This window comes from Chitinophaga agri (assembly GCF_010093065.1).
GTDB classification, from domain to species: domain Bacteria; phylum Bacteroidota; class Bacteroidia; order Chitinophagales; family Chitinophagaceae; genus Chitinophaga; species Chitinophaga agri.
The window spans coordinates 2287448-2300449 of record NZ_CP048113.1 but is presented as its reverse complement, the minus strand read 5'-3'; the positions used below and the strand labels follow the sequence as shown (position 1 = coordinate 2300449).

At 49.0% G+C, this 13002-nt stretch carries 7 protein-coding genes; 5 read left to right on the top strand and 2 right to left on the bottom strand.

Going from position 1 to position 13002, the window contains the following annotated elements; genetic code table 11:
- Positions 1-46: 46 nt before the first annotated feature.
- Together GWR21_RS08800 and GWR21_RS08795 are read right to left on the bottom strand one after the other, a co-directional pair.
- Positions 47-3631: a DUF4450 domain-containing protein gene (locus tag GWR21_RS08800; protein WP_162331379.1), complete on the bottom strand. Its 3585-nt coding sequence runs from the start codon at positions 3629-3631 to the stop codon at positions 47-49.
- 76 nt (positions 3632-3707) lie between these two features.
- Positions 3708-4094 carry a nuclear transport factor 2 family protein gene (locus GWR21_RS08795; RefSeq protein ID WP_162331378.1) on the bottom strand — a complete coding sequence of 129 codons (387 nt, stop codon included), beginning with the start codon at positions 4092-4094 and terminating at the stop codon, positions 3708-3710.
- 359 nt (positions 4095-4453) lie between these two features.
- On the opposite strand from GWR21_RS08795, the gene GWR21_RS08790 reads away from it, so the two are divergent.
- From GWR21_RS08790 to GWR21_RS08770, 5 genes are all read left to right on the top strand, one after another.
- Positions 4454-6763 carry a sensor histidine kinase gene (locus tag GWR21_RS08790; RefSeq protein ID WP_162331377.1) on the top strand — a complete coding sequence of 770 codons (2310 nt, stop codon included), beginning with the start codon at positions 4454-4456 and terminating at the stop codon, positions 6761-6763.
- A complete protein-coding gene (locus GWR21_RS08785; protein WP_162331376.1) occupies positions 6760-8754 on the top strand; it encodes a sigma 54-interacting transcriptional regulator in 1995 nt (664 codons plus the stop codon). The genes GWR21_RS08790 and GWR21_RS08785 overlap by 4 nt, the downstream gene beginning before the upstream one ends.
- A 184-nt stretch (positions 8755-8938) precedes the next feature.
- Complete coding sequence (locus GWR21_RS08780) at positions 8939-9982, top strand: sigma-54 interaction domain-containing protein (RefSeq protein WP_162331375.1); 1044 nt, start codon at positions 8939-8941, stop codon at positions 9980-9982.
- Positions 9983-10550: 568 nt separating this feature from the next.
- Positions 10551-12191, top strand: a complete 1641-nt coding sequence (locus GWR21_RS08775; protein WP_162331374.1) for a hypothetical protein — start codon at positions 10551-10553, stop codon at positions 12189-12191.
- Between the two features lie 9 nt (positions 12192-12200).
- Positions 12201-12932, top strand: a complete 732-nt coding sequence (locus GWR21_RS08770; protein ID WP_162331373.1) for a hypothetical protein — start codon at positions 12201-12203, stop codon at positions 12930-12932.
- Positions 12933-13002 lie beyond the last annotated feature (70 nt).

Sequence of the window (13002 nt, the reverse complement as noted above, 5' to 3'; positions counted from 1 at the left end):
GTCGCCTGTATCTGCTGATGCAGGCGACGCTTTTAGGCAATACGAATCATCTCACAAGCGTTACGGACATCAGCCCGATCACTACATCATTTGTCAGTGTTTTTAGCCGGATCTCCCTGAGTGCTTTCTGCGGATCAAGCGGTATATCCAGTATGGTACCGGCGCCTCCCTCAACTGCATAATTGGAGAAACCTTTGATCTGAGTGAACTGGTTAAATGTTCTGCTGATGGCCCCTGATCTGAAATACAGTCTGTATGGCTTTGGTGCGCTGGTATAGAATGCTGCGTCATCAGTAAAATAGTCCTGCTCTATAGGCCACCATGTCTCCGGATTGCGTAACGGCAGTCTGTCCATCGTACCGTCCTCGTAGTAAAATAACACCTCCCCATTATCCATGCGTGTCTGCATTGGATTGGTACTGCCAGCCATCAGCAGATATGCATGTGCGGCTTTACCCGTTAGCGGAATACGCAATGAATCCGGATAATTGTCCCATAGGGAGGTAAATGCGATGTTCTTCGCTGGTACCCCTGGTGTTTGCAACGCAATGCCATTGGGTAGGAAGAGCGCATGCCGGCTACCCGCCACTACCCGCAGTCCCGTATCATCAATGACTGCATCTGTGAGCGGATAACACCAGTTGCCTATTCCCTGCCAGGGCAGCTGTAAGGTAGGACCTTCTGGTCGCGGATGCAGATACTGATTGCGGAAAATATGCGTAACAGTATCGTTAAAATAGGGCGTCAGGTCCACTTTCTCATACACCGTGGCAGGTGTGATCTTCCCTGTCCAGTTGACAATCATTTGCTGAGAACTGCCACCGGCATATTCAAATCTTACCAGATTACTGCCCGATGCTACATGCGCTGCAGGGATATAGATCGGTTTACTCAGGCCTGTATCGAGAGTAACCACCTCTGTGTAGGCCGTGGCCCCCTTGTTCATCATCAGCGTACCTTTCACAGGCGCTCCGTTATTTTTTAACTGTAATACTAATCCTGGTGTATACTGTTCGTGTGCAGCGATGATCTGTACATGCGCCTTCAGTGTTACATGTACAGGCAACCACCATGTCAGCATACCCTGACGTACCTTACAGAACACAGTTTTATATGCGGAATGATGATACCGGTAACCATTATCAGGAACAACTGTACCCTGTGGGTCTTTCATGGCAAGCAGCCGGGCGTTGTGAAACGTTGGCTGTAATGGCTGACCAGGTAGCTGTATCATCTCTCGTACTGTATCGGGCGCCACTCCTTCCCATTCAATACGTACCTCATACCGCGGATATTTCCCGGCTGCGATCTCAATCCAGGGCAGTCCTACGGACTCTCCACTTTGTTGCCAGGCAGCTTTACGTCCATTGATGGTGATGCTTTTAATTGCATCTCTATAGGCGGGCAACTGGAATCGCAAATGCATTTGTTTGCCGAAGGAAGGTTGCAATATGTACGTATCTGTATTTCCTTTCCGCTTAAAATCAAAACTGATATGAGGCAGTTGTAATGCTGCAAATTTCCAGGCAGCGGGCAATCCGGGTTTTATTGTCAGCGTATCATGCAGTGCATCCGGCCTGATACCGAAAAGTCCCTCTGTCAGCGACCGGGCTGCCATCCCTATCGGATCAGCAAAGTCTCTGTATAATTCTCCCCGCATCGCATCATAAAAAGATAGTTGCTCAAATCCTCCCGGACTTGCACTCAGGTACATTGTTTCAATCAGGATGCTTTCCCAGATTTTATAGGCTTCTTCCGGTCTTCCTCCCTGCCAGTAGGCAAGGGCGGTATGCAGCACTTCTGCCAGTGCTACGTTGTTCAGTGACCAGTCGTAGGGCTGCCAGTTGGTGGTCGATAAGGTATAGAGATCCCGATGGGGTAATCCGTCAGCTATAACAGGTATATGGGGTATCTCATTGTCAATATACCGTAATGCCTGATACGCCCTGAATGCATCCGGTACATCTGCGTCTATCGCATGGTAGATGCTCCATAGTCCTGGTGAGGTATGCAGGAGTTGTGATCCGTACAGGTCTTTATACTCTGCGTACCATCCGTATTGTGGAAGCCATAATTGCTGATTGATAGCCTGTACTATCTTCCGGGATTCCTGTTCATACGCGGTGCCATCTTCTCCCAGTAATTTTGCCAGTTGCGCGGCTAGTTTGTTCGCCCGGTAGTTATAGGCAGAGCTATGTGTGACGCCGCCTCCGCTGTATTGCAGGGCATCACTTGCCCAGATCGCGGCATAGGCATCGTACAGGCCATCGCCATCTTTATCAAAGTTCCGCTTTTCCCATGCGAGGTGTCTTTTGATGGCAGGCCACATTTCCCGCAGGAAGTTCCTGTCGCCGGTATAGTGAAAATGCGTCAGCAGCTGATCGAAAAACACCAGGTTCATGTCATAGTGATGTGGTCTGGTATTATCATTAGGATTACGGGAAATATAACCACTACTGAAAAGTGCGTTTCCCATCTTTTCCTGGTGTCGCGCGAGATGTAGCAGTGTATCCATGACAACAGGAGCTGTCTCCGGCTCCAGTACCTGCGATCTTACATAACTCCTGAAATGTAGCGCCGCACGTTCCGGCCATCCCAGCGGATCGGCAACATAGGCACCTCTCCAGGCATTTAAGCGCATTCGCCAGGCGACAGCGCCATGCAGATAGGTGGGTTGTTCCCAGATGCCATCAGCTGCGACTGCCAGGGCGCCGCCGAGCGTATTGATATAGGGATCAGGTGTGTTGACTTTTACGCGTCCGGCCAATGCCTCCCTGGCTGCAGCTGCCTGAATGAAGCGATCGGGCAGGGACTTGTAATCTACCGGAGAGAGGGAGTCAGGGCGCTGTATCACGAAGAACAGTTTTTCCCCCGGTGTCAGCGGATGAATGGCCATCAGTACCGGTTGGCTACCCGCGGTTGTGGCAGACAGGCTGCCGGGTGTTTCCTGTTGCTGTGCGTTCCGGGTGGTCAACGTGGCCGCAGACGGGAAGATGCCCATCAGCGCTTTTGCGCCTTTTGCATATGTCAGACGGAAGGTATGATGGTGAATGCTATATATGTTATCTGCGCAATAGGCTGGTTGCAGATAGAATGAAGACTCCGGATCGGCCCCAATGTCACCGTCACGGGAGAACTTCCTGCCGGTGGCACCACCGAAGGTACAGACCAGCCGGATATCTTTTCTGCTGCCTTTGAAGAAAGTGCGTACTATGATCCCTTCGCCGTCAGCAAGGGCCATGACTGTCAGGTGCAGTATACCATCTCCCAGTAGCGTATCCTTTATAGTATACTCCATTGCCCCCGGCCGGTAACGGGTGCTGATCTGTTGAGCAGCCGTCAGCCATTTACTCTGCTGGCCATCAATAAGCCCGAATTTCAGGTTTCCACCCATTCCGGGCATGTATAATGCAAATTCAGGAAGATCGCCTGCTTCGGCCCTAAAAGCGGTATTGGTGCCATACAATGCACGGTTGAAACGCCGCGTACCCTGTACTTTTACAAAGTCGGCCCCTTCTGGCCGGTAATGCAGTGCACGGGTGATGCCATGCCAGGAACTTCGTTGTCCGAAAGACACTTGTGTGGATAGTAAAGTCAGCAACGTCAGGAAGTATAGTCTGAACCGGATCATTTTTCAAAACAGGAACTTAATTGTTAGGGTGGGTTGTTACTATTGAAAGATACACATTCAATCCGGGACGGGTGTCCTATACTTTCGACAGGTGCGTACATAGCTGCTCCGCATCTCTGTAATAGCATACCACCCCGCTGATCTTCTCTTCGTCAAAGCTCCATACATCGGCGAAGGGCATGGTCTCAATGGTCTGGCCGCTGCTGCTTATACAGATAGTGCCCAGGGCGATGACCATATGCCCCTTTTCAATGAGATGTGCTACTGTCTTACTGATACCGGCGCCAGGTCTGTAGAATGTGGAGATCTGCCTTAGTATACCTTCTCTTCCGAACGAGTTGCCTCCCATACAGTGTGCAGTGTATACATGTATGGGGTTGGATAGTATGGTGATCAGTTTTCCTATGTTTCCTGTTTCCATAGCATTATAGACTTCGGTAATGTGCTGTAACGGAGAATGCATGTTGGCCGATTTGGTAATCTTTGTGTAAGTTCATTTCCGGTGCACAATTACTATACCATCCATGACATATATAGTACTATCTGATCAATCCCACTGTTGATGCGGACATGATAAGAATAACTCCCCCCGGCTGTTTGGTGAAACTCCGAAGTTATCGGAGTCCTCCATGAATTCTCCAAATTCACCGTATCTTTAGAAAAGACCATTATTAGTGACGCAATTGTGTTGTAGCAATTCAATGAGGTGATCAGCATCCGGTTATACTATGACGACGATAGAGGGACAAGTCGCGTCGGCCTTTCAGCATGATATTAGAGAACGATCTGACATTAATCAATCTATACCCAAAAAACTATACCGTGCGGACTAAACTTTTACAATGCTTTCTGGCAACGCTTTTGTCGTTGTTCTTTGTTTCCGGACAGCTACGTGCCCAGCAGGCACTTGACAGACGCATAGACAGTCTGAAGCAACTGCTTGATGCTGCCACTACTGATACCGGCAGGATAAGCCGGCGCCTGGCACTCATGCCCCCTTTATTATTGAAATGTGACTTAAACGGTAACACCCCGGAAGATTCCCTTGCTTTTTTCCAGAATACAGCGTCCTGTCGTCAGCTGGCACAAAAGCTCGACAACGGTCGCGGTATAGGTGGCAGTTTCCTGTGGGAGGCCAACTACTACTTCAACAGGGGAAACAGGGATAAACGCAATGAACTCATGCCCCAGGCATTCGCCGCATTTCGTGCAGCAAAAGATACACAGGGCCTTGGCACAGCGTATTACTTTAAAGCGGAAATGGGTGCCGAGACCGATGATAAGCAGGCAAGGCTATTGTTGTACGATTCGGCTTTGATATATCTGAGAAAAGCAGGCGACCGTCAGCGGGAAATGCGTTGTCTGAAAGGGATCGCCAGTATTCATCTGGTCATGGGGAAATATGATCAGGGTATCAATGAACTGCGATCCGTACTGGCATTGCAGCGGCAACTCGGAGATACAAGGATACATTATACCACGGACCTGCTTGCGCATGCTTCCTACATGAAGGGTGACTATAAAAAGGCACTCGAGTACGCGAACTTTTCATTGCAGAATTGTCTTAAAACAGCTGATACTTCCCTGCTTTTTACTTTCTATCAGCGCCTGGGCATCATCTATAGCTGGATGTACAGTTATGAAAAGTCTTATTATTATTTTGAGAAGGCCCTTGGATCAATGAAACCAGGAAATGTCGAAATGATGAGAAACGTAGAGGTGTCACTCATATCAGGTATGGCTGAAAGCCTGCTTGAGCGGGGACACGCATCCGAAGCAGTTGCACTCATCAAAAAGAGGTTCGCTTCATTTCGCCCTGAAGAGGTAGCACGGCTGGGTATCCTGCAGCTGGTTTATCTCGATGTCTACTATTCCGCCGGATTATATGCAGAAGCGCAGAAAGCACTGGCGCTGATGTTACGTAAGAATGATGAATGGGCATACACCCCGCTTGACAGAACATTATTCCTGACGAGAGCTGCCCAGTTGTCCTACAAGCTTGGCAAGTATAATGATGCGGCCCTCTTTGGTGACAGCGCGTATAAAATGGCGGCAGACATCAGTGCCAGACGGTATATCATGGATAACAGGGAGATCTTTTATAAGCTGGATTCGATAAAAGGCAACTACCTTGCGGCCCTGAACGCACATCGGTTGTATAAGGATGCGTCAGACGCGCTGCAGGCAGATATCAAAGACAAACATTTAGGTGAAATGCTGGTACGATATGAAACTGAACAGAAGAATACTGAACTGGCCAGTTTATCAAAAGAATCCCGGCTGCAACAGGCAACGATCCGGCAAGGTGTCGTCCTCCGGAATGTGATGCTGGTGGCCTCCTGCCTGTTATTACTGCTGTTACTACTGGCATTTAACCGCTATTATGTGAAACGGCGCGCTAACAGACTATTACAGGATAAGCAGGATGAAATTAACCGGCAGAATATCATCCTCGCGCAGAATATAGAAGACGAGAAAAAGATCACTGCCGAAAAAGACAAACTCCTCACTGAAAGAGAATGGCTGATAAAAGAGATCAACCACCGCGTTAAGAATAACCTCCAGGTTGTCATGAGCCTTCTCGATACCCAGCGCATCTACCTGAAAGACGAAGTGGCCCTCAACGCTATCAATGACAGCCAGCACAGGGTGGAAGCGATCTCCCTGATCCATAAGAAGCTATATCAGAGCAACCGCCTGAATACAAAGATCTCCATGCCTGCATATATCCGCGAACTGACCGACTATCTCTCTGATAGTTTTGGTATAGAAGACAGCGTCAGCGTGCACCTTTCTGTTGTACCTGTAGATCTGGATGTGACGCAGGCAGTGCCTTTAGGTCTCATCATCAACGAGGCATTTACCAATGCTGTCAAATACGCCTTTATCAATGGGAAAGAAGGAGAGATCAATATCCATATGGAGAAGACGGATAGCGGTAATATCCTGCTGCAGATCAGTGATAACGGAATTGGCTTCCCCAAAGACATCGACTGGCGGAATAGTCAGTCACTGGGTATGAGTCTCATGCGTGGATTAGCCAAACAGATCGACGGGCATTTCGAACTACTGAACGGCCACGGTACTACATTGAAAATTATCTTTGAAGGAACGCAATCACTACAGGCATGAAGAAACAAATATTGATAGTGGAAGATGAGTTTATTGTCGCGAATAATCTCAGGCTTTTATTGCTGGAAGCCGGCTTTGAGGTATGTGGTATCGCTGATTCTTACCAGGAAGCGCTGGACATGCTGGAGCTACACCAGCCCATGTTTGTCCTGCTGGATATTTTCCTGAAGGGAGAAAAGAGTGGTATCGACCTCGCCGCCGTGCTGTCAGAAAAAGGCATCGCTTTTATCTATCTTTCTGCTAATGATAACCAGCAGGTGCTTGAAGCTGCTACTGTCACACAACCGTACGGCTTTCTTGTCAAGCCATTCCGTAAGAAAGATATTCTTGCTACCCTTGAAATTGCCCAATACCGCCATGCGCATGGCGTAGAAGCCCGGCTCAGAAGAGAACAGTCCCTGCAGGTCGATCTGACTAATATGCTCACAGGAACTGCTGTATTGACGGAACGGCTCCGGCAGATGGCCACCCGCTTACAGGATGTGATCCCTTTTGACTACGCATTGTTTGGACTGATCCAGCCCGGCGAACAGGCCTTCCGTGCCGGCAGTTATTTCCGTATCGGCTTTGATGACTATCAAACCATTCAGCTTCCCGATCTGAAAAATCTCATCGGCGCAACGTCGGAAGAGTTAAGCGCCCTGTCCGATGAGGCTACTATATCGCCTGGTGAAGTATTCAATGAGGCAGACTTTGAATCACTCAGCAGACGTGTACCTGTTAAACGGCTGCTCTCAAAAAAACTCGGATTGAACAGTCACCTGGAAATACCACTTTCCATGACCCGGAAAGGCATGTTCCTGTTCTCTTTCTACAGCCGCCGTTCCGATACGTATACCGCCGATCATCTTGAGCTGTTAAGGCGTCTGCAGCCATCCCTCCAGTTAGCAATGGACCGCCTGCTGGCATTTGAAGAAATTGAGAAACTGACGGAACAACTGAAGCGGGAGAATATCTATCTCCAGGAAGAAGTGAAGACCTCAGCCAACTTCGAAGAGATCATTGGGACCAGTTGTAAAATGGTGCAGGTATTTGATCTGGTCAGCCAGGTGGCGCCGATGGATACCAACGTGCTGCTATTGGGGGAAAGTGGCACCGGCAAGGAACTGGTGGCCAGGGCGATTCATAATCTGTCGCTACGCAAAGATAAACTGCTCATTAAAATGAACTGTGCCACGCTGCCTGCCAACCTCATAGAAAGTGAGCTCTTTGGTCATGAGAAAGGCGCCTTTACCGGTGCCATGGAAAAGCGTATCGGGAAGTTTGAACTGGCGCAGGGTGGTACCATATTCCTCGATGAGATAGGGGAACTACCCATTGATCTGCAGGCTAAGTTACTCAGGGTGTTACAGGAGAAGGAAATAGAACGCATCGGTGGCAACCAGACCATTCAGGTCAATGTACGCATTATCGCGGCTACTAACCGTAACCTGGAAAGGGAGATCTCTGCCGGCAAATTCCGTCTGGACCTCTACTACCGGCTGAATGTCTTTCCCATCCTTCTGCCGCCTTTACGTGAACGCACGGAAGATATTCCCCTGCTGGCCAGTTTCTTCGGACAGAAAATGGCCAGGAAAACCGGTAAACCTTTTCTGGGTATCAAAGCGGAAGCGTTGGAAGAGATGCTGCAATACCATTGGCCGGGTAACATCCGCGAAATGGAGAACCTGATTGAACAGGCTCTCGTACTGAATGACGGCCGGAGTCCGTTACAATGGGGCAGATCACTCCTCAGGGAACTCACTGTCCTGCCTTCCCCGGATCACTCCGCAAATATGTCATCCCAAAGTCTGGACCATATCAGGGAGCTGCAGCAGGCAACAGAGAGAGAGTATATCCTATCCATCCTCCGGAAGACCAACGGCCGCATCCGCGGTACCGGTGGTGCTGCCGAACTCCTGAAATTAAAACCAACCACGCTTGAATCCAGGATGGAAAAACTGGGTATCAAGAAGATGCACATCCTCCAGGGTAAACCTACCGGTGTCTGAATCTCCGGAATTTTCGGAGGCGTTTATGCGCGATACTCCGAAATTTTCAGAGGCAGTTGTTGGAGCGAATAGCGGGAGGTCGCCTGAAAGGCACGCTCAGCAAGGGATAAAAGTTGTATGATGTTGTCACTCATTTTGGCACACAAATCGAACTGCATAGGCTACACATCAAACTATTATTACCATGCAGTATGCTAACACCCAACACGACCATCTGGTAAGGGAGCTCCGGTACACGGGCCTGGCTCCTGTGACAGGCAGGAAGTCGGCTTCTCCGTTAAAACATGATATTATCGGCGATAGTGACGCTATCCTCCAGGTAATGAAACTGGTTGCACAAGTGGCGTCTTCTCAGAGTTCTGTACTGCTCCTCGGAGAGACCGGTACAGGAAAGGAACTTATTGCGGAGGCTATTCACCGTCAGTCAGAACGCCGGGATCGCCCAATGATCAAAGTCAACTGTGGCGCATTACCTGCTAACCTGATCGAGAGTGAGCTGTTTGGTCATGAGAGAGGCAGCTTTACCGGCGCTATAGAAAGGCGTATCGGCAAGTTTGAGATGGCGCAGCGGAGTACACTCTTTCTGGATGAAATAGGGGAGATGCCGCCCGAATTACAGGTTAAATTGTTAAGGGTATTACAGGAGAAAGAATTTGAACGCATCGGCGGAAAAACAAGTATTAGTGCAGATGTACGGATCATTGCCGCTACTAACCGTAACCTTGAAAATGAGATACTGGCCGGCCGCTTCCGTATCGACCTGTTCTATCGCCTGAATGTCTTTCCGATCACCCTTCCCGCGCTTCGGGAAAGACGCACTGATATTCCTGCCCTGGCAAATTATTTCCTCTCCCGCTACTGTGCACGTGAGAAAAAGATGATCAGTCATATTCCCCCTGGCTACCTGTACACGTTGATGAACTATCACTGGCCGGGTAATATCCGGGAACTGGAAAACATCATTGCACGTAGTGTGTTGCTAAGTGGTAGTGAGGACCTGATAGAATGCCCTGTTTTTTCGACATTGCAGAATAATAATCCGCCTGCAATGTCCGATACCATCAAAACCATCACACAAAATGAAATTGATCATATACTAAAAGCATTATCCATCTGTAATAACAAGATCCATGGACCCGGAGGTGCCGCTGCCCTGCTACATATCAATGCTTCCACATTATTGTCACGCATGAAGAAACTAGGCATTAAAAGAAAATTCTCCGCCTGAAAAAAGTTACATCAGCACTTGCAGGTACCATGATGAAGAATATATGTAACCGACCTGATACGCTGTCCCATTCCGGGATATAGGTAATGCCGGGATGCCGTTTCTTCTGGACATCATGACTGCAGCCTATAGCCAATCTGTCGCGGGACCAATAATGAGCATTAAAGGAATCGTACACGCCGTTGTACCTATACTGTGTTGTTTCGGCCGACCAGCCTCCGGACTGCCGGTTATATTACCTATGTGTCCAACAAACACGCACTGAAAGACATTGCAGCAGCCTTTATATAATGAATTCAATCCTTCTCGTCAGGTGAAGGCGGTTACCACTTTACCAAACATGCGGATGCGAGAGCCGTGTTTGATAGTCTGCCAGGTTCGCCGCAGGGAAGATGAGATCCTGAAGAAAATGAGTGAATGGCTGTCCACTTCCGGTGGGCAGCTTTTTCATTTTTACCGCCTGTGGGAGGTAAGTACCTGGTTTATAACTGATCTTTTGTAATGTATATCATAATAGTTATACTTTTGCCCTGTTCAATAATGCCTATATCAAACTGTCGCCTTACCTATGAATGTTCGCAAAACGCTGCTCATGCTGCTATGTATGGGTATACCCGTTTTAGCTTTCTCCCAGTCGGATACGACCAGGAAGAAAGTTCCCCTGTTTAAAAAGCCTGCTAATACGACCAAACTGGAACTCACTTTTGCTCAAAGGGAATATTACTCGCAGAAATACGGCACTCAGATCGTGTATATACCCGGTGTCAGGATCAATGATGCCCGTCCGGTACCTGTTGACAGACATGGAAATATACTCCGCCGCTACTATACGAAAGCGCCACTTGCCAGTGAGCAGCTGGACCTCATGAACCAGCAGCGCAGGCGGGGTAACTATCAGCTGGTGACCGGCCTCGTAGGAGGTTCGTTCATCTTCTTCAGTGGCGTAGTCGCCGCTGCCAAAACAGAGAAGTCGGCGCCCATGTGGATCCGGATGGGAATAGGCGGTACGATGATGTTTTCTGGTATTGGCCTGAAATGGTATCATAGCAAACGGGCAGAAGGACACCTGCGGGAATCTTTCAACATCTACAATGCCCAATACTACAAAGCACCAGCGCAGGATACTTCCGCTAAGGAGGGGATGGCAGCCAAAACAGCCCGTACAGGTACACCTGAAACGGCGGAAGAGAAGCATGAAGACCCGCAGCAGGATCTTTACCCTGAATACAGAGATACTGTGTACTATGTGAAGCTGAGAAATACACCGCAGAACTCAGGAATGGTGGGTATTGTACTTACGCCACTAACGGTGGATCTGAATAAGACCAACTTGAATTTTATGGCCGGTATCGGTGCGTATTACACATACAGAAGTGACGTGGGGATCTCTGCCCAGTACAACTTTGCTTACGTAGATAATCTGAGTGGTGAGAATGGCGCAACAAAACCATCCGACTGGCAGAGCTATGGTATACCGCTTAAATATAAAAAGGCCACCCGGCTGGATCTGCAGGTGAAAGTGCCTGTACTGCGGTTTATGAGGGAAGGAGCCTATCACCTGACGATGGGCAGGAACTCAATGGGTACGATAGAGACAGGTCGCGTGCAAGGAAAGGTCATGCGTGCACTGACTGCCAGAATGGGATATATTATTGATAACAGGATCCAGGAATATAGCGTCAATGGTGGTATTCCGTACCAGACGACGACCCCTGGCTATCAATATCCCGGGGCTGAGTATCCGGAGCAATTCAGCAACCTGCCAACTTCATCTGCGATGCTACAGTCCGGCATTATTACACTCGGCGTGGGCTGGAGCACATTCTGGGATATGAAGATCAAGCTTAATGATCCGGATTATCATGGACGCAGACGGGAGTCTGCACAGAGCGACCTGTATTTCGATATCTTGTATGCACATCAACTAAGTTTACAGGATATGGTCTACTGGCATGATGTGCGGGATAACTGGACCCAGGTACACGAAAGTATCCCGCAGCGTATTAATCTCGATGGTACGCCACTGAGGAAGGTGGGCGCAAGAATAGGCGCGCAGGTGATCAGTTGCTACAGAAGGAACTTCGGTCTGAAGATCGGTGCAGAGGCGGGGATGAACCCGGGACTGCGTATGCCCGCAATAAATGATCAGCTGTACTTTCGCCTGACCTGGGGACTCGTATTCGGAGGAAGAATTGCTTCAGTTAAATAACAGTTGCCCATGCTTAAGAATACCCTATTCCTATATCTTACCCTCATAGTTATCACTTTGACCTCCTGTATCAAGGAAGAACCTGACTGCGAAGGAAAGGACAAAGTGATCGTTACAACAAACAGTCCGGTGATGGTGGGTGATACATTGAAGTTTACTGTCGCTGGCGTCAGCAACATATACAAATGCATATGGACGGGCCCCAATGAATTCAGATCAGCATCGGTGAATCCGGAGATCCCTTTTGCCTCAGGATTTGAGTCCGGAGTATACAAGGTCGATGTGATCACGGAAGGAGGTTGTATCTATTCGATGGAAACGGCACCGGTTGAAGTAGGTAGTGCGGAGGCGCCCTGTCAGCTGGAAGACAAGACACTCAGGATTGGGAATGCACTTGCTTTCCTGCCAAGTGCAGGTGACTATGAAAACGACTATTACAACCGGTATGAGATGACAGCTTCCGTATTGGGCCTGATGTGGGTGCGCATGAATTTGGGCGTACAGGATGGGAAGATCAAGCCCGGCGTTTATATCACCGGGTTGTTTGACGACGAGCATATCCCACAGGGACGCGCCATCGTGGAAGTAGGTGACGGACGCAGGGTCTGGACCATTGCTGAAGGAACCCGGGTGTATGTCTCCGGTGGTTTCTATAACGTCACTGCTATACTTTGCGATGCGCAGGCGACGGCAGGGGATGGGAGCACCACAACCGTCAATCTGCATATGAACACCTATTAAAGTATGATATGATACCTGAGAAAGGCCGTCCGTTGTAAATCCGGGCGGCGTTCTGATCTGTGTCTGATCT